The organism is Rhizobium herbae (assembly GCF_017873135.1).
Lineage (GTDB): Bacteria > Pseudomonadota > Alphaproteobacteria > Rhizobiales > Rhizobiaceae > Pararhizobium > Pararhizobium herbae.
Genome location: NZ_JAGGJV010000002.1, coordinates 16,310 through 39,033 on the forward strand (window position 1 = coordinate 16,310; position 22,724 = coordinate 39,033).

Sequence of the window (22,724 nt, forward strand, 5' to 3'; positions counted from 1 at the left end):
CACGCCCGTGGCGTGAGCGGTAATCCCGAGGCAAGGTTATTGTCGGAATCGACCCGTTGTCGGCGACGGGCCAATCAATCGCGGCACTCTACAGAGCTGGGGTTCGCCCAATTGACGAGGTCGAGGCAGCGGACGACATCTATGCCGATCTCCTTGAGCGCTTCGCGATCGCCAGCGAGTCCCGGGGCTTTCGTCGTTCGCGGCAGGGCGATGATCCTCACCCCGTCGCGGCGGTGAAACGCCAGTCTGGCACATCGGATGCGGTCGTCAGGTTACAAACGTTGACGCAGCAACCGGTAATACCCGCCAAGCTGCGGAATATCGCGCTCGAGTTCTCCGAAAGCCGCGCTGGTACTGCGCAAATCCCCTGCATATTTCGCAGCGATGAGCTGTCGATGCCTGTCGAGCGCCTGGTCGTCGACCGCCTGAACCACCGTGAAGATCGGTGACAGCGCAGTGCGGCCCTTGACGGCGATGCTGTCGAGTTCGGCGACGGTGAAATCCGCGGCACTGAGTGCCGCCGTCTGTTCGCCGATCAACAGAGGCACGCCGTAATTCTTCGATTCGCCTTCGAGGCGCGAGGCCAGATTGACGGAATCGCCAAGCACCGAGTAATCGAAGCGGCGCGCCGATCCCATGTTGCCGACGACGCAATCGCCGGTGTTGATGCCGATACCGATCTTCAGCACCCGTGGCTCGGTGCCAAGCGCCGCCGCTTCCCGGCCCAACTCCTCATTCAAATGTTCGATGGCTTCCAGCATCTTCAACGCCGCACCCACTGCGTGGCTGGCATGGCTGGGATCGTCGAGCGGCGCGTTCCAGAAGGCCATCAGGCAGTCGCCGATATATTTGTCGATCGTGCCGCCGCTTTCGAAAACGATTTCTGAAAGCGGCGTGAGCAGGCGGTTGATCAGCGCCGTCAGCTGTTCCGGATCGTCCTTGAGTGCCTCGGAGATGGTGGTGAAGCCACGGACGTCACAAAACAGGATGGTAAGCGTGCGCCGCTCGCCGCCAAGTTTGAGTTGCGACGGGTCGTTGGCAAGCCGCTCGACAAGTGCCGGCGACAGATAGCGCGAAAACGCCCGGGTGATGTCGCGGCGGCTGCGCCGTTCGGCAGCGTAGTCGAACCCAGCCTGACCGGTGACCACCAGCAGATAGGACAACGCCGGACCGACCGGCGAGACGAAAAAATGCCCCAGCCTCAGCGCCGCATAGCTTGCGGCTATAAAGAGGAGCAGGACCGGAAGGCTGATGGCCGCCGTTCGCCACCCCGTCGATCGAAAAACCACAGCCGCCGCCAGCAAGGCTGCCATGGCAATTGCGGCAATGACGGCAGGGCGGCCCGCTCTTTCGATGGACAGGTCATTCGTCATGTTGTCGAAGATTGTCGCCTGGATTTCGGCGCCTGCGATCAGTCGGCCGCTATGCACCGTGAAAGAGGTTGCGAAGGCGTCTGCGCCGCCTGCCTGAAGTGTCGGGGCGTTTTGCAGGCTGAGGCCAACGATGACGACCCGGTCGCGGAAAAACCCTTCCGGCAGGAACTGGCCGGGATCGAGCGCCTGATAGTAGGACACTGTCGGATAGGTTCGCGCCGGGCCGAATGTCTGCAGCAGCGCCATATCGGATGCCGGTTGCCGCTGACGGCCTGCGACCTCGGCCAGTTGCGCGGCAAAACCGTCGGCATAAACAGGTACGCGCCGCAGCGTGCCGTCACCGCTCAAGTGCACCGATGCGATGCCCGTCCGCGCCCCGCGCTCAGTAAACTCCACCAGGGGCTCTGTCCGGATAAACTGGTTCGCCTGCGGTGTCTCGATCAATGTCTCGTCCCCGGCCAGAACGACATCCGGGCCGAGAGCGCCGGCAAGGGCGGCATCATTTTGCGGCGCTGCCGAAGGTTCGGCAAAGATGACGTCGAGGCCGATGGCTTTGGCCCCGGCGGCGCGCAGAGCTTCGATCAGCCGGGCATGCAAGGCGCGCGGCCATGGCCACTGGCTGCCGATCTCGGCCATCGAGGGCTCGTCGATGGCGACGATGACGGGGCCGTCTCTCGGAAGCGATAGTGGCCTAAGGGTGGAGAGGTAGTCGAAGCTGCGCAGTTCGGCGAGCGAGAAAGGGGAGGTGAGGGAAAACAACGCCAGCGCCACCGTCACGAACAGGCCGAGCAGCACAAGGCGAGCCTGACGCCAGCGCGCCTTCTGCAGCGTCGATCCACTGGTTCCGTAGCCATTCTTATTTCGGGGCTGCATCAGAAGCGCACCGAAAGCGTGCCCTTGACGGTCGGTCCCCAGCCCTTGACGCCCGGCGCCAGTTCAAAATCCTCGTCGAGCAGGTTATAGGCGGAAATTTCCAGCTCGGCGCGTTTGTCGAAAGGTTCCCAGACAAGGCTGGCATCGAGTGTCCAGTAGTCGTCCAGTTCCTCGCCTGTATCGTCGTCTCCAACCCGTTCGCCGACATAGTTGGCGGCGACCGTCAGCTTGATATCGGCCGGATTGACCCAAGTGACGGCAATCTGGCCGGTCTGGTCGGGCACGAAGATCAGCGACCCGCCATAACCGCCCGTCAGCGGATCGAGATTCTTCGAATCGAGATGGGCATAGGTGGCCGAAAGGCCGAAACCGTGCCCGAGCGCCAGATTCCCCGTGATGGCGGCGCGGTCGATGCGCGCCCTGTCGAAGTCGAGCGTCGGGATTTCCAGTGGCTGAACGAGCGAAACCTTGTGCGCCTCCTGCCGCTGGTAATCAAAGGCGGTGAAGAAGCGATCGGACCATTGCGCATCCCAGCGGAAGGCGACGGTGTCGATATAGCCGTCGCCGTCCAGACCGATCTGGTTGCTCTGCAGCCCGACAATACCGACGGGCGCAAGCGTCGGCGCCTCGAAATTTTCGCCTTCGCGAAGATAGGCGAAACGCAGCCAATGGTTTTCAATGGGGCTCCAGGCGAGGCCGAGGCGTGGCTCGAAGCGCGCCAGACTGTCGTCCTCGCTGTCGAGGAAACGACCGAACGCCGCAGCCTCCAAGGTCAGAGACGGAGTTATTTCATAGCGGGCGTCGAGATAGACGCGGGCGAGACGATCATCGGTATCGACGATATCTTTGTCATAGTCGAAGTCGTCCGGAACGCCGTCGCCGTTGAAGTCAAAAAGGACAAGGGTCTCAGAACTGGATGAGCTTTTTACAAGGCTACCTTCAACCCCATAACGCCAGGTAAGGTTGTCATCGCCAATCGTATGGTTCATGGCCGCCGTATAGCTCTTGACCCTGGCCTCCCCAACATTGAGGCCATGAGCAGCAGCAAGTCGGCCATTTCTGAGGACCAAATCGACTGTCTCGGTTTGAGAATTTACTTTTTGATCGTTGTAGAATAGCCCAATATTGAGAACATTCTTATAGTCGAATGTATGGCTCCAGGCTAAACCGCTCGACAGCTCCGAGACATCGAGATCCTGGATCAGTCCGTCGAAAATTGTGACGGGTATTTCGTTGCGGAAGGCTTCCGACGAAGCATAGCTTGTAAATGCCAGAATCCGGTCGTCCGGCGTCGGCGACATCGTGATATAGCCGGTGCCGCTGGTGATGTCGGTATCGAATAGGACATTTCCATCATCGATCCTCCGAACCTCGTCTCTCGGTCGACTCCAGCTGAGATCGGCATTGATGCTGATCGGGAAGGGGCTGAAGGTGAGGCCGCGGATTTCGGCGCCGCCCGTATAGGTAGTTTCACGTCCACCAGTCACGAAGCCGCCCGTTAGCTCCGTCTCGAAGAATGGCTGGTCAAGGAGATTGGTCGTCCGCTCCCGGCTTGCCAGCATGTGCGGCCCGAGCAGCAGGCCCTGGATATAGGCGGAATAGCTGTCCTGGTTGCCGAGCGGAGACCATGGCGTCAGCGCGGTGGAATAGCTGTTGAGGAACGGGCTGATACTGCCGCGTACCGCCTGGTCGAAATAGCTCGTCGCGGTGAACGGGTCGAAGACGGCGTCGCCGTAATACTGTCCCCAGGCATCCAGTCCCTGCAGGCGGAAGGCATCATTCAGGGTGGAGCCGGCCGTCTGGTTGGCGCCGAGAGAGGCATAGTCGCCACCGCGCGCGCGCGTCAGGCGCATAATCTCCTGCGCGTTCCGGATTGCTGTAACCGCATCATATTCGTCGATGGCGATCGCGGTGCGCACGACGGCGACCAGAGGATCATGCGGATCGAGTCGCTGGGCATTGTCGAGAGCCTGCGCGGTCGGGTTGCGTTCCTTTTTGGCATAGTGGGCAGCGGCCAGCATGAGCTGGGTGTTGGATATGCCGGGATTGGACGCGGAGGCGGCCAGTAGATCCTGCATACCTTTCTCAAGGTCACCCATCTGCATGTGGTAGCGTCCGCGCGCCAGGAGCACCATGTCAAAGCCCGGGTCGACTTCCATCGCGAGGTCGATTTCTCGCTTGGCTTCCTCCATGCGCATCTCGTCGAGATAGAGGATGGCAAGATTCGCGTGCGGAAGTGGGTCAAGCGGATCGAGCTCGATCGCTTTCTTGTAAGCCTCTTCGGCCTTTCTGTTGTCATCGCGGTCCGAATGGGCAAGGCCGAGCGTGTTCCAGATATTACTGTCACCCGGCGCGACGGCGACGGCACGCATGAGGTCCTCCACGGCGCCCTTGCGATCGTAAGTGATCCCCATCTTGTAGGTGGCGCGCGCATCCAGCGCCTCCGGGTTGTCGGGATCGAGGCTGAGCGCCCGGTCGATCGCATCCTTCGCCTCGGCCTCGTCGGCAAGCAGGATGGCAAGCTGGGCCCGCGCGGCAGGCAGCATGGCGTCGTCGGGGTGAGCGTGTTCGGCATCCTTGACAACATCGAGCGCAGTGCGCACGTCCTCGCGGAAACCGGCAACCCAGGCCTTGCCGATGGCGGACGAGGTGCTGTCCACCATCTCGGGCGGCGATTCAATGTGGTTGGGGTCGGCAAGGGAGCGGGCGATATAACCGCCATAACGCGCGATATTGGCGCGGCGCGGATCGAGCCCGCCTTGAGCCTTGGCAAAAAGTTTCGCCGCATCGGCGTAGCGGTTTTCCGTGCCGCTGAGCATTGCCTCGATGAGTGTCGCCCGTGCCTGCTGGCGACGATCAAGTCCCTTCGCCCGTGCGCGTTCCAGGGCCGCGCGCGTTTTCTGCCGGCCTTCGAGCGTCACCGAGCTCTCGGCAAGCCCCAGCCATTCTTCCGCCGTGCGATCTTGCGTCGGCTTGGCTTCCACCTGGTCTCGAAGCCGGCGTTGCTCTTGGGCCGTCAGATCGGTCGGCGGTATCCAGCGGAAGGAGTCGCGAAGCGAAAGGTTGAACAGCATCTGCTCGCGCTCTTTCGGCTTGGCGATGATGATCTTTGACGGAGCCTTGCCGATCGCGGCGACGGCGCCTTCGCCCTGCGCAACCTCAACGCTGCCGAATTCGTTCTTCAGTTCGACCAGTCCTTCCAGCACGATCAGCGAGGTCTTGCCGTCGGCGCCGACCGTCATCGTCCAGTCGGTGCCGCGGATGGCTGCTGCTGCCGCGGGCGTGTCGATGACCACGCCCTGGCCGCCGCGTTCGGCGCGGGCCCAGATCGTGCCGGATTGCAGCTCAAGCCCTGTATCGCCGCTGCCGCCCATCTGCTTGACCAGAAGCGAGGTATTGCGGCCGAGGCGGACCTGGGTGCGATCGGAGAAAAGAACGGCAAGCTGGCCGGTGGCGTTGGTGCGCAGCACGTCGCCGCTCAAGAGATCCTGCTTCAGGTCGACATAACGCCAGCCGGAGATATCGACGAAGCGCACTTCCTCGCCGGACTTGCGGGCGATAACCGATCCGGCGGCGGGAGATGGGCGCGGCAAAGGGTCCGCCTGCGCCGGCAGGGCGAGGCAGAATGCTCCCAAGGCAAATCCCATGGATGCGTATTTCATGCAGTTTCCCCAACAATGCACGAATGATCACTGGATTTGACCACTCCAAAAGTCAAGCCGGGCAGGCGTTCTCGCGTTGCTTTGCAAGAGGAGTGTAGGAATAGAGAAACACAATAAAACACCGGTGCGTATTTCCAACGATACATGGGGATGGATCAGTCGCAGCTTTGGAAGAGACGTTCGTGAACGGGGATCTATTCAGACCGCAAACAAAGTGTAGACTGATTTCTACCATAGGATGAAATTGTGAAGCAGACATTGTCTTCCCGTCTCCTTCACCCCCTATCAGATGCTTCGAAACTCCTATGAGATTTTTATTTCTCTGACTGGTCGCCCGTCTCGAACGCTTATGCCCCTTCGAAGCATAGTAAACGTCGAATTCGGCCCCCGGATCTTGCGTCGAGCATGATTCCAGGGGGCTCTTTCGCGTCACCTCCCTCCTTTGAAGAAGAGGGAACGTTGAAATTCAACAAAAGGAGCCTGGATCGATGCTGGATATTGTCTTGATCGGGATCGGCGTTTTGTTTTTCGCGCTGTCGTTTGCCTACACCCGGGCCTGCGACCGTCTCTAATTCGAAGGATTAAGAAAAATGCTTGTCGATTATGTGCTCGGAGCCGGCGTGACAGTTTTTCTCCTCGCCTATCTGACCTACGCCCTCATTCGCCCTGAGCGTTTTTAAGAACATCAGGTTCGGAAAGTTATTGCCATGACACTCAACGGATGGATCCAGATCCTCATCTTCTGCGGGATCGTCATTTTGCTGGTCAAGCCGCTCGGCGCCTATATGACGCGCGTCTTTGGCGGCGAGCGCACGCTTCTGTCGCCGTTCCTCGTTCCGATCGAACGCGGACTCTACAGGCTCTCCGGTACAAGCGAGAAGGAAGAGCAGCACTGGACGAGCTATGTGTTCGCGATGCTGCTGTTCAATCTCGCCGGTTTCGCCATTCTCTATGCAATGCAGCGGTTTCAGGGTTCCCTGCCGTTCAACCCCGCTGGCATGACTGCTGTCGGCCCCGAGCTTTCGTTCAATACAGCCGCGAGCTTCGTCACCAACACCAACTGGCAGAACTATGGCGGCGAAAGCACGATGTCCTATCTCGTGCAGATGGCCGGTCTTGCCGTGCAGAATTTTGCCTCCGCAGCGACCGGCATGGCCATCGCGATCGCCCTCATCCGCGGTTTCGCGCGGGCCTCCGGCAAGTCGATCGGCAATTTCTGGGTCGATATGACCCGCGCAACGCTTTACATCCTCCTGCCGATCTGCATCGTGCTGACGATCGTCTTCGTCTATCTCGGTGTGCCGCAGACGCTCGGTGCCTATGTAACGGCAACGACGATAGAAGGCGCGCAGCAGACGATCGCGCTTGGCCCGGTCGCCTCGCAGCTCGCGATCAAGATGCTCGGCACCAATGGCGGCGGCTTCTTCAACGTCAATTCCGCTCATCCCTTCGAAAACCCGGACGCGATCTCCAACCTCATCCAGATGGTTGCGATCTTTGCCATCGGCGCCGGTTTCACCAATGTCTTCGGCCGCATGGTCGGCAACCAGCGCCAGGGCTGGGCGATCTTCGCAACGATGGGCGTGCTCTTCGTCGTCGGCGTCTCTGTCACCTACTGGGCTGAAGCCGCGGGCAATCCGCTCGTTCACGCCATGGGCATCGACGGCGGCAACATGGAGGGCAAGGAAGTTCGCTTCGGCATCGTGCTCTCGTCGCTGTTCGCGGTGATTACCACGGCCGCATCCTGCGGCGCGGTCAATGCCATGCATGGCTCGTTCACGGCGCTGGGCGGTCTCATCCCGCTGATCAACATGGAGCTCGGCGAAGTCATCGTCGGCGGCGTCGGCGCCGGTTTCTACGGCATTCTGATGTTCGTCATCCTGACCGTCTTCGTTGCCGGCCTGATGGTTGGTCGCACGCCGGAATATCTCGGCAAGAAGATCGAGGCGAAGGAAGTCAAGATGGCCGTTCTCGCCATCCTCTGCCTGCCGCTGGCCATGCTGGTCTTCACGGCGATCGCCGTCATCCTGCCGACGGGCGTCGCCTCGATCGGCAATCCCGGCCCCCACGGCTTCTCGGAAATCCTCTACGCCTATACGTCGGCTGCCGCAAACAACGGCTCGGCTTTCGGCGGCCTCACCGGCAACACGCCCTGGTACAACATCACGATCGGCATCGCCATGCTGATGGGCCGCTTCCTGGTGATCATCCCGGCACTCGCCATCGCAGGCTCGCTGGTGATGAAGAAGACCGTGCCGGCCTCGGCCGGCACCTTCCCCACCCACGGCCCGCTGTTCGTCGGGCTACTCTGCGGCGTCATCCTGATTGTCGGCGGCCTTACCTTCTTCCCGGCGCTCGCGCTCGGACCGATCGTCGAGCATCTGGCGATGGTCGCCGGTCAGACCTTCTAGGATATCGACCATGGGCCATCTCGCCATGAAGCTTGGAAAGCACGTTCACCCTCGCGACGGCGACCCGCCGCGAGGGACAGCCCCGCAAGCCTCCAGCATCATTCTCATAATGATGCTGGTCCTGCTGGCGGCTGGCGGTCTCGCCCATGTTTTCACCGAATTGTTCCACGGCTGACGCGGTCGCCGTGATGTCACACACAAAAGAAACTGGAGTTCTCTCATGAGCCAGTCCAAATCTGCGAGCCTCATGGACTCTCGCATCCTTATCCCGGCTGTTGGATCGGCTTTCGTCAAGCTCGATCCGCGCACGCTTGCCAAAAACCCGGTGATGTTCGTCGTCGCCGTCGTCTCGGCGCTGACCACCATCCTGTTCCTGCGCGATCTCGTCACCGGCGGCGAAGGCCTCGGTTTCTCGCTGCAGCTGAATATCTGGCTCTGGTTCACGGTGCTCTTTGCGAACTTTGCCGAAGCCGTTGCCGAAGGACGGGGCAAGGCTCAAGCGGAATCGCTGCGCAAGACCCGCACCGAAACGCAGGCCAAGCTCCTGACCGGCACGGATCTGAAAAGCTTCAAGATGGTCACCGGCACCAGCCTCAAGGTCGGTGACATCGTGCTCGTCGAAGCGGGCGACATCATCCCCTCCGATGGCGAAGTCATTGAAGGTGTCGCCTCCGTCAACGAAGCGGCGATCACCGGGGAATCGGCTCCTGTCATCCGCGAATCCGGCGGCGACCGCTCGGCCGTCACCGGCGGCACGCAGGTCCTGTCGGACTGGATCAGGGTACGCATCAGCGCCGCTGCCGGCTCGACCTTCATCGACCGGATGATTTCGCTGGTCGAAGGCGCCGAACGCCAGAAGACGCCGAACGAGATCGCCCTCAACATCCTTCTTGCCGGCATGACTTTGATCTTCGTGCTCGCCGTAGCGACGATCCCGAGCTTTGCCACCTATGCCGGCGGCTCCATTCCGGTGATCGTTCTCGTCGCCCTGTTCGTGACGCTGATCCCGACGACGATCGGCGCGCTGCTCTCGGCCATCGGCATTGCCGGTATGGACCGTCTGGTGCGTTTCAACGTGCTGGCCATGTCCGGCCGCGCCGTCGAGGCTGCCGGCGACATCGACACGCTGCTGCTCGACAAGACCGGCACGATCACGCTCGGCAATCGCCAGGCGACCGAGCTGCGCCCGGTTGCAGGCGTATCGGAGCAGGATCTGGCCGATGCCGCGCAGCTGGCGTCGCTTGCCGATGAAACGCCGGAAGGCCGTTCCATCGTCGTTCTTGCCAAGGAGAAATACGGTATCCGCGCTCGCGACATGGCGCAGCTGCATGCCAGCTTCGTTCCCTTCACAGCGCAGAGCCGCATGAGCGGCGTCGATCTGGACGGGTCGTCGATCCGCAAGGGCGCCGTCGAAGCAGTTCTCACCTATGTCGGCGGCATCAATTCCTCGACGCGCCCGGAAACCGTACGCGAAATCCAGACCATCGCCGACGAGATCGCCAAGTCCGGCGGCACGCCGCTCGCCGTCGTGCGCGACGGCCGTCTGATGGGTGTCGTTCACTTGAAGGATATCGTCAAGGGCGGCATTCGTGAGCGTTTCGCCGAACTGCGCCGCATGGGCATCCGCACCGTGATGATCACCGGCGACAACCCGATGACGGCGGCGGCAATCGCGGCCGAAGCCGGGGTCGATGACTTCCTTGCCCAGGCAACGCCTGAAAACAAGCTGTCGCTGATCCGTGAGGAGCAGGCCAAGGGCAAGCTCGTCGCCATGTGCGGCGACGGCACCAACGACGCTCCGGCGCTCGCCCAGGCCGATGTCGGCGTCGCCATGAACACCGGCACGGTCGCAGCCCGCGAAGCCGGCAACATGGTCGATCTGGACTCGGATCCCACCAAGCTCATCGAGATCGTCGAGATCGGCAAGCAGCTCCTGATGACCCGTGGCGCTCTGACGACGTTTTCGATCGCCAATGACATCGCCAAATATTTCGCCATCATTCCGGCGATGTTCCTCGCCTTCTACCCGCAACTGTCGGCGCTCAACATCATGGGGCTTGCCTCGCCGCAAAGCGCCATCCTATCGGCGATCATCTTCAACGCGCTTGTCATCGTGGCGCTGATCCCTCTGTCGCTGAAAGGCGTCACCTATCGCGCCGTTGGCGCCGGCGCGCTTCTGTCGCGCAACCTGCTCATCTACGGCCTTGGCGGTGTCATCGTGCCGTTCATCGGCATCAAGGCCATCGATCTGGCCATCACCGCCCTTGGTCTCGTTTAAGGAGTTTTCGACATGCTGAAACAATTGAGACCTGCGCTGGTCATGATCGTTACAATCACCGTTATCACCGGTTTCGCCTATCCGCTGGGTATGACGGGCATCGCCCAGGCCCTGTTCCCGCACCAGGCCAATGGCAGCCTCGTCGAAAAGGACGGAACCGTTGTCGGTTCCACGCTGATCGGCCAGGCCTTTACTGGCGATACCTATTTCCACGGCCGTCCGTCGGCTGCCGGCGACGGTTACAATGCCGCCGCCTCCAGCGGTTCGAACCTCGGACCCACAAATCAGAAGCTGCTCGACCGGATCAAGTCGGAAGCCGAAGCGTTGAAGGCGGCCAACCCCGGTGCCGCTGTGCCGATGGATCTCGTCACCACATCGGGCAGCGGTCTTGATCCGCACATTACGCCGGAAGCCGCCTATTTCCAGGTTCCACGCGTCGCCAAGGCTCGCGGAATGGATGAAGGCAAGGTCCGCGCGCTCGTCGATCAAGCCGTCGAGGCCCGTGAACTCGGGATACTCGGCGAACCGGTGGTCAACGTCTTGGCGCTCAACATGGCGCTTGATAAAGCTGTCTAGGTCCCGTGGCCTGCTGCTTTGCGCGTCGAAATGGGGGTGTAAAGCAGGCAGCAGTTCGAATGATCGGGCAGTTCCGAAATCGCCTAGGATTTCAGGAACTGTCCGGTATGGTCTGAAGCGGCATCCGGCCGCTTTTCGGCATTGATGGAGAAAGACTGAGCGAGCATGCGAGAGGACGTCCGCGACATGGATGGAAGACCGTCCCCTGACGCCCTGTTGCAGCGGGCCGAACGGGAGACGCGCGGCCGCCTGAAAATCTTTCTGGGCGCTGCACCAGGCGTCGGCAAGACTTATGAAATGCTCACGTCCGGTCACGCCAAGAAGGCCGATGGCGTCGATGTCGTGATCGGCGTCGTCGAGACCCATGGGCGGAAGGAGACCGAGGCGCTGGCCGATGGCTTCGAGGTCATTCCGCGCTCATCGATCGACTACAAGGGCCGTCATCTTGAGGAAATGGACATCGACGCCATTCTCGCCCGGCGTCCTGGCCTCGTGCTTGTCGACGAACTGGCGCACACCAATGCGCCCGGCAGCCGTCACCCCAAGCGTTACATGGATGTGCAGGAGCTGCTGTCGCGTGGCATCGACGTCTACTCGACGCTCAACATCCAGCACGTCGAAAGCCTCAACGACGTCGTTGCCCAGATCACCCGCATCCGCGTGCGCGAAACCGTTCCCGATTCGATCATCGACCGTGCCGACGACATCGAGATCATCGATCTGACGCCGGAAGACCTGATCAAGCGGCTGCATGACGGCAAGGTCTATATCCCGAAGACGGCACAGCGGGCGCTCGATAACTATTTCTCGCCTGGAAACCTCACGGCGCTGCGTGAGCTCGCCCTTCGTCAGACGGCGCAGCGCGTCGATGAGCAGTTGCTGACGCACATGCAGGCGCATGCGATCTCAGGTCCATGGGCTGCCGGCGAGCGGGTGCTGGTCTGCGTCGATGATCAGCCACGCAGCGCCTCTCTCGTGCGCTATGCCGCCCGTCTGGCCGATCGTCTGCGCGCGCCCTGGGTTGCGTTGCATGTGGAGACGGCGCGATCGATTCATCTTTCGGAGGCCGCGCGCGACCGCATCGCCGCGACGCTTCGGCTTGCCGAACGGCTGGGCGCCGAGGCGCTGACCAGGCCAGGATCCGACGAGGCCGAGGAGATCGTCCGCGTCGCGGCATCCAGCAACGTCACTCATATCATCGCCGGTACACCGAAAACATCCAGGTGGCGGGCATGGCTGCACGGCTCGGTAACCAGCCGCCTCATCCGAAATGCCGGAAATATCAGCGTCCACGTCATCGCCGGCGACGATCGCGAGGGTGAGGCCGTTGCGACGGGTGTGAAGACGGCACCGGTGCCGGCCCAGTTCAAAATCGGCCCCTATGTTCTTGCGACGCTCTATGTCGGCTGCGCGCTGGGGGTCGGCGTTTTGCTCGATCAGTCGCTCGACGTGCGCAACATCGCGCTGGTCTTTCTGATGGCAGTCCTCGCCGCAGCGGTCACGGAGGGATTGAAGCCGGCTCTCTACGCCAGCGTCGTCAGCGCGCTGACCCTGAATTTCTTCTTCCTGAAACCGCTCTATACGTTCACGATCGGCGATCCGGAAAGCGTCGTCGCCTTCGGATTCTTCTTCGTGGTGGCGATCATCGCCAGCAATCTGACCGCGAGCGTGCAGCGGCAGGCGGCGGCCGCCCGCCTGCGGGCGCGCACCACCGAAGACCTCTACCTCTTCAGCAAGAAACTGGCGGGAACCGGCACACTGGACGATGTGCTCTGGGCAACGGCGTTCCAGCTCGCCTCCATGCTGAAGGTGCGGGTGGTTCTGCTGCTGCCGGAAGATGGCACGATCGCGGTCAAAGCCGGCTATCCGCCGGATGACACATTGGACGATGCCGACATCGCCGCTGCCCGATGGGCGTGGGAGCACAATCGTGCCGCCGGGCGCGGTGCCGATACGCTGCCAGGCGCAAAACGCCTCTACGTGCCGCTGCGCACCGGCCGCGCCGCCGTCGGTGTCATCGGTCTCGACAATGACCGGCAGGGGCCGCTCCTGAGCCCCGAACAGCAGCGCCTGCTCGATGCGCTCGCCGATCAGGCAGCACTTGCCATCGAGCGTGTACAGCTTGTTGCCGATGTCGACAATGCGCGGCTGGCCGAGGAAGCGGGACGGTTGCGCTCGGCGCTGCTCACGTCCATTTCGCACGACCTGAAGACACCGCTTGCCGCCATCATGGGCGCCGCCGGCACCCTGCGCGACTACCAAGCCGCCCTGCCGGAAGAAGATCGTGTCGAGCTTCTGACCACGGTGACCGACGAATCCGAGCGGCTGAACCGGTTCATCGCCAATCTTCTCGATATGACCCGTATCGAATCCGGCGCCATGGAGCCGAACGCGGCCTTCCACTATCTCGGCGACATCGTCGGCAGCGCGCTGAGACGCGCGCGCAAAATCATGATCCATCACCACGTCGATGTCCGCGTCCCGTCCGATCTGCCGATGGTCAAGGTCGATCCGGTCCTGTTTGAGCAGGTGTTGTTCAATCTGCTCGACAATGCCGCCAAATATGCGCCGGAAGGCTCCACCGTGAACCTGCAGGCAGAGCGCGACGAGGCGCGCATCCTGGTTCGGATTTGCGACGAGGGGCCTGGAATTCCGGCCAATGATCTGGAGCGCGTCTTCGATACCTTCTACCGGGTACGCAAGGGCGACCATGTGCGGGCCGGGACGGGGCTCGGCCTGTCGATCTGCCGCGGCTTTATCGAGGCGATGGGCGGGACGATCGCGGCGGAAAACCGGACGGATCGGACCGGTGCGGTGTTCACGATCAATCTGCCGCTGCTTCCCAATTCCCCAAATCTGAAGGACATGACCGCTTTGAAGGATGAGAAATGACCCATACGGCCGTCAGGATCCTGGTCGTCGATGACGAGCCTCCCATTCGCCGGCTGCTGCGCGTCGGGCTTGCGACGCAGGATTATGCCGTCAGCGAAGCCGGCAACGGCAAGGCTGCGCGCGAGAGCGTCAAGGCCGATTTGCCGGACCTGATCCTGCTCGATCTCGGCCTGCCCGACATGCCCGGCCACGATCTGCTGCGTGGCTGGCGCGAGGAAGGCCTGACGCTTCCCATCATCATCCTTTCAAGCCGCACCGATGAGGCCGGGATCGTCAAGGCGCTGGAACTCGGCGCCGACGATTATGTAACCAAACCCTTCGGCATGAATGAACTGGTGGCGCGCATCCGTGTGGCGCTGCGTCACAGGCTGCAGCAGCAGGGCGAAAAGCCGCTGTTCCAGACCGGCGGCCTATCGGTCGATCTGGTCAAGCGTATCGTCAAGGTCGATGGTCGCGAGGTCAAGCTGTCACCGAAGGAATATGACATCCTGCGCATCCTCGTGCAGCACGCCGGCAAGGTGCTGACGCACAAGTTTCTACTGAAAGAGGTCTGGGGCAATGCCGACGACGTGCAGTATCTGCGCGTCTATGTGCGCCAGTTGCGCCAGAAGATCGAGCTGACGCCGGATCAGCCGCAATATGTCACCACGGAGACCGGCGTCGGATACCGGCTGCGGGAGGCCGATATTTAGCCAGCATCCGGCTACATGCTGTTACGATTCAGCCAGTTGCGCAGAACCGTAATGCCTTCCGGCACATGCAGCCGGCCAAAGCCGACGCGCAGGCAGTTCTGCGGCACTGGTGTCAGCTCGGAGTGATAGACGCTCGACGGCAGGAAGAACACACCGGCCTCCTCCACTGCGCGCCGTGCAAATTCCTCGACGCCTTCCGGCCCCTTGTAACGGATGAAGGCGACGCAACCGCCGTCCGGCTCGCGCCAGTCGAACAGATGTGGAAATTCGGCGAAAAACGTGTTCAGCTCGGCAACGTTGCTACGGACGATGGCCCGCGTCCGGGCCAGGATCTGGTCGCGGTTCTTGAGTGCAACGCGGGCCAGAACTTCCGAGGGCGCCGAATTGCAGATTGATAGAAAATGCTTGTAGCGCTCGCAGCGCGTCAGGAAGTCTTTGTCCTTGCAGGCAAGCCAGCCGATCCGCAGCCCCGGAAGCCCATAGGCCTTCGACATGACGTTGAGTGAAACCCCGCGTTCATAGACATCGACGGCCTGCGGCAGGCGAAGCGCTTCATCGCGCTCGATCAAGCGATAGACTTCATCGCTGAACAGCCAGATGCCATGCTTGCGACAGAGTTGGACGAGAGCATCGAAGATCCCGCGGGGCAGGATCTTGCCGGTGGGGTTGTTCGGGAAATTGATCGAGACCAGCTTGGTATTGGGCCTGAGCGCCGCTTCGATCTGACCGATGTCGAGATCCCAGTCATTGTCGATATCGAGCGCCACGCCGGTGACGGCGCAGATGCTGAGCGGAATGGTTTCGGCGGCCTGATAGTTGGGCGTGATGACGATGGCGTGGTCATCCGGCGTCAACAGCACCTTCATCGCCACGTAGATCGCTTCCTCCGCACCGGCGAAGCAAATCAGGTCTTCGGGCTGAACGGTGTCGTAGGTCAGCGCAATTTCCTGCCGCAGAACCGGCGCACCGAATGTCTCGGTATAGCCGAGGCTGAGGTTTTCGAAATCGGCGCGGTCCTCGTCGCTGGCCATTGCCAAAAGCTCCGGCAGGCGCATGCTTTCCGCATCCGAGGCCGTCATGTTGTATCTGGCGGTGAATTCCCATTTGGACATGAAGGTTTCAAGCACGAAATCGCGCATCGGCCTGGTCATCGCGGCTCTCCTTGAACGGCAGTGTCCTGTTTCTGACGGATTGCGCCGAGGCGGTTGTAGATCGTCGCCCGCGACAATTTCAAAATCTCGGCGACATAGGGAACGGCCTTGCGGATGGCAAAGACGCCGCGCGCATCGAGCAGCGCGATCAGTCCGTCCGTGTCGGCGCCGGTGAGCCCGGCGAGGCTGGTTCTGCGCGTCGCAAGGAATTCCCCGATCACCGCATTGACCGCCTCGCGCCAGTCCTCTGCCATCAGCGCCGAGGTTTTTGGCATGGGAGCGGCGATATCGACCATCGATTTCAACTGGTCGAAGATTCCGGCAAAAGCCTCGATATCATGGTTGATGCACAGCAATCCAATCGGCTTGCCATCGGCATCGCGCAGCACGGAGGTGATCGCCTTCAGCCGACGGCCGTCCCAGTTGGACTTGCTGTAGGGGCCGATCACGTCCTCATCAAGGGTCGAGGCCAGTCCAGCCTCGTTGAGCGAACTGTCGCCCGGCCGGCGTTTCGAAAAAGCGTTGGCGATGTGGAAGATCAGCCCCGTTTCGAGATCGTGCAGAACGGTCTCCACATGCGGCGCAAACAGCGTTGCGATGGCGTCGCAGACCGGAACGAAAGGCGTCAATGGATGAGACATGCCGTCTTATCCATTCGATTATACATTTTGTCAATATAGACAAAATGAGAATCTAACGTGAAGGCGACATGCCGCCTGAACTCAGTTGCCGCTGAAACTCCGGATCGCGCTGTGACAGCCTCTTGTGCAGATGGACCATCATGCCGGCGGCGAAAAGCGGGGTGAGCAGATTGAGAAGCGGTACGGCCAGAAACGCGGCAAGGATGAGACCGCTCAGGAAAACGGTGCCGGCATGTTTCGACCGGAAAAGCCGGGCTTGCGCCGGCGGGCGATGGCGCATCGCGGCGAATTCGAAGAATTCACGGCCCAGCAGATAGCCGTTCACCAGAAAAAAGGCGATCAGGTTGACGCCCGGAATAAGCAGAAGAAACAGCGCGATGATATTGCCGACGATAATGACGCCGAGAAATTTCAAGGTGCCGGCAATCGCCTCCCCCAGCGGCAGGGGCCGGCCTGCGGGTTCCTGCGGGTAGTCGCGCTTCTCGACGACTTCGGCGACATCGTCCAGAAAGAAGCCGGCGATGAGTGCGGTGACGGGCGCCAGAAGCAGCGCCAGGACAAGCGCCAGCCCTAAACTTGCAAAAATGCCGACGATGAAGGTAAGCCAGCCCGCCCAGCCGGGCGTACCGGGTATCAGCGCATCGAGCCAGGGCAGGGCGAGATAGACGAACAGTTCGCGCAGGGCCAACCACAACCCGACCAGCGCCAGAAGCGTCAAGCCCAGCACTTTCCAGAAGACGGAGCGCGTTTCCGGCGCAAACAGATTGGCAAAGGAAAGTCGCGCCGCGTCGAATATCATCCACCGTCTCCCTGCCTGGCGGTTCTTGCCACTCTCATCGCATGTAGGCGGGCCACCACGACTGGGCAAGGCCCATTGCCCGGGAAGATCGGGTGAAAATCATGTGCGCAGAAAGCGGAATGCGCTGCCAAATCCATGACAGCACCGATATGATGCCGCGATTAGCACAGGTTTGGAGTGACAAAGCGGTGGACGAAGTGGACGGAAACATCTCGGTTGCGAGCCTGTCGGTGCGGCTTCAGTCCGGTACGCTCGATCCGTTGGAACTGGCAAAGGCGTCATTGAAAAAGATAGCCGGCTACCGGGATCAATCGATCTTTACCGCCCTGCTGGAGGAGCGCGCCCTGACAGAGGCGAAAGCGTCTGCCGAGCGCATCCGCTCGGGACGGTCCCTCGGCTTGCTGGACGGCATTCCGGTGGCATGGAAAGACCTGTTCGATACGAAGGGATCGGTGACGACGGCCGGTTCGGCAGTGTTGGGGGATCACGCGCCGGCCGAGACTGATGCCACCGTGGTCAAGGCGCTGGCGGGCGCAGGCATGGTCAGCATCGGCCGCACCAATCTGAGTGAATTCGCCTTTTCCGGCCTCGGCATCAATCCGCATTACGGAACGGCGCACAACGCCGCGTCGCGCGATGTGCCACGTATTCCGGGCGGTTCCTCTGCCGGATCCGGCGTTGCGGTGGCCGCCGGTCTGGTGCCTGTCGCGATCGGCACCGATACCGGCGGCTCCATCCGCATTCCCGCAGCGTTCAATGGCATCGTCGGCTACAAGGCGACGCGCGGCCGCTATTCGATGCAGGGTGTGTTTCCGCTGGCAAAAAGCCTCGATTCGCTCGGGCCGCTTTGCCGCACGGTGCAGGATGCCGTCTGGATCGATGCCGCCATGCGCGGCCGCTCCGCACCGGATATCGGCCGGGCGGACCTTGCCAGCCTCAAGCTCGTCATCCCGGAAACGGTCGTTTTCGACGATGCCGAACCGGGCGTGGTTGCAGCGTTCGAGGCTGCCATTTCGCGGCTTGAGAAGGCGGGCGCCCGGATCACGCGCCGCGCCTTCCCGATCTTTGCCGAGATTTTCGAAGTGATGGCGCGCCATGGCGCCTTGGTGACCGCCGAGGCGTATGTGTTGCACAAGGAGCGCCTTCAGGGACCGGAAGCCGAGCGGATGGATCAGCGCGTGGTTGCGCGCGCCCGGCTGGGTGAAAAGATCGGCATGGTCGACTATGTCGCCATCCTCGATACGCGCGAGCGTTTGATTGCCAGCCTCGCGAAAAACCTGCAACCGGGCGAGCTGCTCGCCCACCCAACGCTGCCGCATGTCGCACCGCCGATCGCGCCGCTGCTTGCCGATGATGAACTGTTCTTCAGGATCAACGGCCGGACCCTGCGCAATACCTCGATCGGTAATTTCCTCGATGGTTGCGGCGTCTCCATCCCCTGCGGTACCGGCGATGCCGGCATGCCGGTTGGGTTTCTTCTGTCTGGCCAGAGAAACGAAGACGATTATCTTCTGTCGGCGGCGGTTTCCGCCGAAGCCGTTATTCGCGGTGAAGCATGATCGTCTGCTTCGATATCGGCGGCTCGGCGATCAAGGGGGCAGTCGCCCATTCCGCGGACCGGATCGAGACGCTGGGACGGCGGCCGACGCCGCTCGATGATTTCGGCGCCTTTGCCGCAACAATCGCCGCCGTGATCGCGGAAACGGGGGCAAGGCCGGATCGCGTCGCTATATCGATCACCGGCGTCGTCTATCCGGATACCCGGGCGATCAAATGCGCCAATATTCCCTGTATCGACGGGCGCAAGCTATCGGAGGAACTCGCCGATATCCTTGGGCTGCCGGTTCTGGTTGCCAATGATGCGGACTGCTTCGCGCTGGCGGAGGCCGGTGCCGGTGCCGGGCGCGGCCATCGAATCGTGCTCGGCGCTATCCTTGGCACAGGCGTCGGCGGTGGGCTCGTCGTCGATGGCCGGCTCATTAACGCGGATGGCGGCTTCGCCGGTGAATGGGGCCACGGCCCGGCGGTCGCATCAACGGCCGGCACCCCGCCCGTCGCGATCCCGATCTTCGACTGCGGCTGCGGCCAGCGGGGCTGCGTCGATACGATCGGTGGTGCGCGCGGTATGGAACGCCTGCATCAGGCCTTGCATGGAAAGACCCTGGCCAGTCATGAGATCACCACGCTATGGCAGGAAGGCGATGCGGAGGCGGCGCGGACCATCGATGTGCTTGTAGATCTCGTCAGTTCGCCGCTGGCGCTGACGGTCAACATCACTGGCGCAACCATCGTCCCGGTCGGCGGCGGGCTCTCCAATGTCGCGCCGTTGATCGCCGAGATCGACAAGGCGGTGCGCTCCCGCATCTTGCGGAAATTTGACCGTCCTCTGGTCGTGCCCGGAGAATGCCGCGTCGAGCCGGGGTTGATCGGCGCGGCCATTCTGGGACTTGGCGGAGAAGTGCAATGACCGATATTCTCCTGGAAGTCTGCGTCGAGGACGCCGCGGGCCTTGCTGCCGCCGTCGAAGGTGGCGCGGATCGTATCGAACTGTGCTCGGCGCTTTCCGTCGGTGGACTGACGCCCTCGCCGGGCCTGATGGTTGTGGCTGGTCAGTTGGATATCCCCGTCTATGCCATGATCAGGCCGCGCCCGGGCGATTTTGTCTTCGACGCGAGCGATATCAACGTCATGCGCGGCGATATCGATGCTGCGCGATCCGCCGGCCTTGCCGGCGTCGTGCTCGGGGCGAGCCTTTCCGATGGCAGCCTCGATGTAGCCACGTTGAGGCTGCTGACCAGCCATGCCGTTGGCCTCGGCCTGACGCTGCATCGCGCCTTCGATCTGGTCCCGGATTTTTCCGAGGCAGTGGAAACAGCGGTCAATCTCGGTTTCGAACGCATCCTTACCTCGGGGGGCGCCAAGAAAGCGCCGGATGCGGTCGGCCCGCTGGCCCGGATCATCGCGGCCGCGAACGGCCGGATCTCCATCATGCCGGGCTCGGGCGTCACGCTGGGCAGCGTAGACGAACTTCTGGCGCAGCTTGCGCCGACGGAAGTGCATTCGTCCTGTTCGCGCGATGAGCCGGCTCACGATGCCCGGCTGGTTTCGCTCGGTTTTGTTGCTCCGTCAGCGCGAAGGACAGATGTTGCCCTGGTCAGGGCGCTGAAAGCGCGGCTCAAAGCCGCGCCATAAGGGCTACGCCTGGAAAACGCAGCTGCCGCCGATCCAGGTCGAAACCATGTCCAACCCTTCCGTCAGCAGAACGAAATCGGCGTCGAGGCCGGGCAGCAGCCGGCCCTTGCGCGCGGCGATGCCAGCGGCGTCCGCCGGATAGGCGGATGCCATGCGGATAGCTTCGTCGAGCGGCAGCTGCAACTTTTCATGTGCGAAACGCACGGAGGACAGCATGTCGATATCGGCGCCCGCCAGCGTGCCGTCGGCCAGCGTCAGGCGGCCGTCCTTGCGGAAGATTTCGCGGCCGTTCAGGAAAAAGCTGGTCTGGTCGGAGCCGATCGTCGACATCGCGTCGGTGACGATGAAGATCCGGCCGGGACCGTTCTTGGCGCGCAATGCGACGCCCATCGACACCGGATCGACATGAAAACCGTCGGCGATGATGCCTGCAGAAAGGCTGCCGATATCGAGGGCTCCGCCGACAACGCCCGGCTCGCGGTGGCCGAGCGGGCTCATCGCGTTGAAAAGATGCGTGACGGTGCGCGCGCCGGCTTGCGCATAGGCGAGGACCGTCTGGTAGCCGGTATCCGTGTGGCCGAGGCTGACGATGATGCCGGCCTCGGCGAGAGCCTTTACCTGTGCGGCCGTGGTATTTTCCGGCGCGACGGTGACCATCATGGCGTCGAACACATCGGCGCAGGCCAGCATGGCGTCGAGATCGGCCTGATCCATCGGTCGGATCAGCGCCGGATCATGGGCGCCCTTGCGGGCAACGGAGAGATGCGGCCCTTCCAGATGAAGCCCAAGGAATCCGGGTATGTTTTCCGCCTTGGCCTGCCTGCCGCCCGCGATTGTCCTGGCGCGGACCTCGAAAGTATCAGTGATCAGCGTCGGTAGAAGCGCGGTGGTGCCGAATTTCGCATGCGCGGCGCAGATGGTGCGGATGGCCTCGGCATCCTGGCGGTCGTTCAGCATCACGCCGCCGCCGCCATTCACCTGCAGATCGATGAAGCCGGGCACGAGCAATCGCCCGTCTGCATCGACCGTCTCGGTGCCGGAAGGCAGGTCGTTCTCCGCCAAAATACCGGTGATCGTGCCGCCGCCGACGAGCAGCGCCTGGCCGTCATGCCAGAAGAGGCCGTCGAAAATCCGGGCTCCGGTGATTGCAGTCGGCGCGGTCATCTCGTCTCCGTAACCTTCTTGAGTGCGACGGGCGCATCCGGGTTGAGGCCGCGCGAGCGCGACCAGGATTCGACGAATCCGTAAAATGGAATTATCAATGCCAGCGCGTCGGTGATCGGATGACCCGTTTCGACGAAGGGCAGCGTCTTCGCGGACTTGGCGTTGGAGGATGTGACGAAAGCCAAAGCGCCTTTATCGCTAAGGCCGTCGAGAATGCCGGTGACGGAGCCTTCCGCTGCATCGCGCGCGGCAAGCCCGATGACCGGGAAACGTTTTTCGACGAGTGCCACCGGCCCATGCAGCACTTCCGCTGCCGAATAGGCTTCGGCGTGCATGCCGGAGGTTTCCTTGAACTTGAGTGCCGATTCGCTGGCAATGGCGAGCGCCGGTCCGCGCCCCAGCACAAACAGCGATTCCGCTTCACCGAGTTCGTCGGCCAGCGCCTGCCAGTCGAGCGCCACGGCCTTGGCAAACTGGGTCGGCAGGTCGGCGACCGCGCGTTGCAGCGCGGCATCGCCCGTCCACTCGCTAAGGATGGCGAGACCGGCGACGATGGAGTTGACATAGGATTTGGTGGCAGCAACAGCGATTTCCGGTCCGGCGAGAATGTCGAGCGGATGCGTGCTTGCCTCGGAGATCGGCGAGGGCAGGGTGTTTGTGAGCGCGATCGTCACGGCTCCGGCCTTGGTTGCGGCTTCCGCCATGGCAACGATATCCGGGCTCTTGCCGGATTGCGAGATGGCGATCGATGCCGCGCCCTGAAGGTGTATTTTTGCGCCGTAGATGGACGCAAGCGAGGGACCGAGAGACGCAACGGGCCGGCCGGTTGAAAGCTCGATCGCGTATTTCAGGAACAATGCGGCGTGGTCGGACGAGCCGCGGGCGATCGTCACCAAAAAGGCGGGGTCTTTCGCGCGCAGAGCTGCACCGGCCTCTTTGACTGCGGCTTTGGAGTGTTCGAGAAGGCGGGCCGCCGCTTCCGGGATTTCGTCGATTTCGCGCCGCATATTCGTCTGCATG

General features: G+C 62.1%; 17 protein-coding genes. 10 read left to right on the plus strand and 7 right to left on the minus strand.

The window, feature by feature from the left end; all coding sequences use genetic code 11:
* Positions 1 to 272: 272 nt before the first annotated feature.
* Positions 273 to 2,246 (minus strand): CHASE2 domain-containing protein, encoded by a 1,974-nt coding sequence (locus tag J2Z75_RS05415; RefSeq protein WP_209848915.1) that lies wholly within the window; start codon positions 2,244 to 2,246, stop codon positions 273 to 275.
* Entirely contained in the window at positions 2,246 to 5,908 is a 3,663-nt protein-coding gene (locus tag J2Z75_RS05420) for a FecR domain-containing protein (RefSeq protein WP_209848918.1), read from the minus strand. Before J2Z75_RS05420 ends, J2Z75_RS05415 begins: the two co-directional genes overlap by 1 nt.
* Before the next feature lie 590 nt (positions 5,909 to 6,498).
* Here J2Z75_RS05420 and kdpF point away from each other — a divergent pair.
* The 7 genes from kdpF to J2Z75_RS05455 all read left to right on the plus strand — a co-directional run bounded on the left by kdpF (position 6,499) and on the right by J2Z75_RS05455 (position 14,757).
* Positions 6,499 to 6,588 (plus strand): K(+)-transporting ATPase subunit F, encoded by a 90-nt coding sequence (gene kdpF / locus J2Z75_RS05425; RefSeq protein ID WP_037103661.1) that lies wholly within the window; start codon positions 6,499 to 6,501, stop codon positions 6,586 to 6,588.
* 27 nt (positions 6,589 to 6,615) lie between these two features.
* Positions 6,616 to 8,319, plus strand: a complete 1,704-nt coding sequence (kdpA, locus tag J2Z75_RS05430; protein WP_209848921.1) for a potassium-transporting ATPase subunit KdpA — start codon at positions 6,616 to 6,618, stop codon at positions 8,317 to 8,319.
* Between the two features lie 10 nt (positions 8,320 to 8,329).
* Entirely contained in the window at positions 8,330 to 8,494 is a 165-nt protein-coding gene (locus tag J2Z75_RS05435) for a hypothetical protein (RefSeq protein WP_209850709.1), read from the plus strand.
* Positions 8,495 to 8,539: 45 nt separating this feature from the next.
* A complete protein-coding gene (kdpB, locus tag J2Z75_RS05440; RefSeq protein WP_209848924.1) occupies positions 8,540 to 10,597 on the plus strand; it encodes a potassium-transporting ATPase subunit KdpB in 2,058 nt (685 codons plus the stop codon).
* 12 nt (positions 10,598 to 10,609) lie between these two features.
* Positions 10,610 to 11,173: a potassium-transporting ATPase subunit KdpC gene (kdpC, locus tag J2Z75_RS05445; RefSeq protein WP_209848928.1), complete on the plus strand. Its 564-nt coding sequence runs from the start codon at positions 10,610 to 10,612 to the stop codon at positions 11,171 to 11,173.
* A 165-nt stretch (positions 11,174 to 11,338) separates the two neighbouring features.
* A complete protein-coding gene (locus J2Z75_RS05450) occupies positions 11,339 to 14,065 on the plus strand; it encodes a sensor histidine kinase (RefSeq protein WP_209848930.1) in 2,727 nt (908 codons plus the stop codon).
* Positions 14,062 to 14,757 carry a response regulator transcription factor gene (locus J2Z75_RS05455; RefSeq protein ID WP_209848933.1) on the plus strand — a complete coding sequence of 232 codons (696 nt, stop codon included), beginning with the start codon at positions 14,062 to 14,064 and terminating at the stop codon, positions 14,755 to 14,757. The genes J2Z75_RS05450 and J2Z75_RS05455 overlap by 4 nt, the downstream gene beginning before the upstream one ends.
* Before the next feature lie 11 nt (positions 14,758 to 14,768).
* Here the strand turns inward: J2Z75_RS05455 and J2Z75_RS05460 are convergent, their stop codons facing one another.
* The 3 genes from J2Z75_RS05460 to J2Z75_RS05470 are packed head-to-tail and all read right to left on the minus strand — an operon-like array spanning position 14,769 to position 17,348.
* On the minus strand, positions 14,769 to 15,908 hold the full coding sequence (locus tag J2Z75_RS05460; RefSeq protein WP_209848935.1) for an aminotransferase class I/II-fold pyridoxal phosphate-dependent enzyme: 1,140 nt from the start codon (positions 15,906 to 15,908) through the stop codon (positions 14,769 to 14,771).
* Positions 15,905 to 16,549, minus strand: a complete 645-nt coding sequence (locus J2Z75_RS05465; RefSeq protein WP_209848938.1) for a helix-turn-helix transcriptional regulator — start codon at positions 16,547 to 16,549, stop codon at positions 15,905 to 15,907. Before J2Z75_RS05465 ends, J2Z75_RS05460 begins: the two co-directional genes overlap by 4 nt.
* Before the next feature lie 52 nt (positions 16,550 to 16,601).
* Positions 16,602 to 17,348, minus strand: a complete 747-nt coding sequence (locus J2Z75_RS05470; protein WP_209848941.1) for a sulfate transporter family protein — start codon at positions 17,346 to 17,348, stop codon at positions 16,602 to 16,604.
* A gap of 152 nt (positions 17,349 to 17,500) precedes the next feature.
* Between J2Z75_RS05470 and J2Z75_RS05475 the strand changes: the two genes are divergently transcribed.
* The 3 genes from J2Z75_RS05475 to J2Z75_RS05485 are packed head-to-tail and all read left to right on the plus strand — an operon-like array spanning position 17,501 to position 20,540.
* The gene (locus tag J2Z75_RS05475; RefSeq protein WP_209850606.1) at positions 17,501 to 18,907 is read left to right on the plus strand and encodes an amidase; all 1,407 of its coding nucleotides are present in this window, start codon (positions 17,501 to 17,503) and stop codon (positions 18,905 to 18,907) included.
* Complete coding sequence (locus J2Z75_RS05480) at positions 18,904 to 19,815, plus strand: ROK family protein (RefSeq protein ID WP_209848944.1); 912 nt, start codon at positions 18,904 to 18,906, stop codon at positions 19,813 to 19,815. The genes J2Z75_RS05475 and J2Z75_RS05480 overlap by 4 nt, the downstream gene beginning before the upstream one ends.
* Complete coding sequence (locus J2Z75_RS05485; protein WP_209848947.1) at positions 19,812 to 20,540, plus strand: copper homeostasis protein CutC; 729 nt, start codon at positions 19,812 to 19,814, stop codon at positions 20,538 to 20,540. The genes J2Z75_RS05480 and J2Z75_RS05485 overlap by 4 nt, the downstream gene beginning before the upstream one ends.
* 3 nt (positions 20,541 to 20,543) lie before the next feature.
* Here the strand turns inward: J2Z75_RS05485 and nagA are convergent, their stop codons facing one another.
* Together nagA and J2Z75_RS05495 are read right to left on the minus strand one after the other, a co-directional pair.
* Entirely contained in the window at positions 20,544 to 21,704 is a 1,161-nt protein-coding gene (gene nagA / locus J2Z75_RS05490; RefSeq protein WP_209848950.1) for an N-acetylglucosamine-6-phosphate deacetylase, read from the minus strand.
* Positions 21,701 to 22,723 (minus strand): SIS domain-containing protein, encoded by a 1,023-nt coding sequence (locus tag J2Z75_RS05495; protein WP_209850609.1) that lies wholly within the window; start codon positions 22,721 to 22,723, stop codon positions 21,701 to 21,703. The genes nagA and J2Z75_RS05495 overlap by 4 nt, the downstream gene beginning before the upstream one ends.
* Position 22,724: the final 1 nt, after the last annotated feature.

Excerpts from the sequence above, each read along its gene's own strand:
- J2Z75_RS05420 (WP_209848918.1), bottom strand. The coding sequence starts at position 5,908 with ATGAAATACGCATCCATGGGATTTGCCTTGGGAGCATTCTGCCTCGCC.
- kdpF (WP_037103661.1), top strand. The coding sequence starts at position 6,499 with ATGCTTGTCGATTATGTGCTCGGAGCCGGCGTGACAGTTTTTCTCCTC.
- J2Z75_RS05460 (WP_209848935.1), bottom strand. The coding sequence starts at position 15,908 with ATGACCAGGCCGATGCGCGATTTCGTGCTTGAAACCTTCATGTCCAAA.
- J2Z75_RS05475 (WP_209850606.1), top strand. The coding sequence starts at position 17,501 with ATGCCGCGATTAGCACAGGTTTGGAGTGACAAAGCGGTGGACGAAGTG.
- J2Z75_RS05415 (WP_209848915.1), bottom strand. The coding sequence starts at position 2,246 with ATGCAGCCCCGAAATAAGAATGGCTACGGAACCAGTGGATCGACGCTG.
- kdpA (WP_209848921.1), top strand. The coding sequence starts at position 6,616 with ATGACACTCAACGGATGGATCCAGATCCTCATCTTCTGCGGGATCGTC.
- J2Z75_RS05495 (WP_209850609.1), bottom strand. The coding sequence starts at position 22,723 with ATGCAGACGAATATGCGGCGCGAAATCGACGAAATCCCGGAAGCGGCG.
- J2Z75_RS05435 (WP_209850709.1), top strand. The coding sequence starts at position 8,330 with ATGGGCCATCTCGCCATGAAGCTTGGAAAGCACGTTCACCCTCGCGAC.
- nagA (WP_209848950.1), bottom strand. The coding sequence starts at position 21,704 with ATGACCGCGCCGACTGCAATCACCGGAGCCCGGATTTTCGACGGCCTC.
- J2Z75_RS05465 (WP_209848938.1), bottom strand. The coding sequence starts at position 16,549 with ATGTCTCATCCATTGACGCCTTTCGTTCCGGTCTGCGACGCCATCGCA.
- kdpC (WP_209848928.1), top strand. The coding sequence starts at position 10,610 with ATGCTGAAACAATTGAGACCTGCGCTGGTCATGATCGTTACAATCACC.
- J2Z75_RS05480 (WP_209848944.1), top strand. The coding sequence starts at position 18,904 with ATGATCGTCTGCTTCGATATCGGCGGCTCGGCGATCAAGGGGGCAGTC.
- J2Z75_RS05450 (WP_209848930.1), top strand. The coding sequence starts at position 11,339 with ATGCGAGAGGACGTCCGCGACATGGATGGAAGACCGTCCCCTGACGCC.
- J2Z75_RS05485 (WP_209848947.1), top strand. The coding sequence starts at position 19,812 with ATGACCGATATTCTCCTGGAAGTCTGCGTCGAGGACGCCGCGGGCCTT.
- J2Z75_RS05470 (WP_209848941.1), bottom strand. The coding sequence starts at position 17,348 with ATGATATTCGACGCGGCGCGACTTTCCTTTGCCAATCTGTTTGCGCCG.
- J2Z75_RS05455 (WP_209848933.1), top strand. The coding sequence starts at position 14,062 with ATGACCCATACGGCCGTCAGGATCCTGGTCGTCGATGACGAGCCTCCC.
- kdpB (WP_209848924.1), top strand. The coding sequence starts at position 8,540 with ATGAGCCAGTCCAAATCTGCGAGCCTCATGGACTCTCGCATCCTTATC.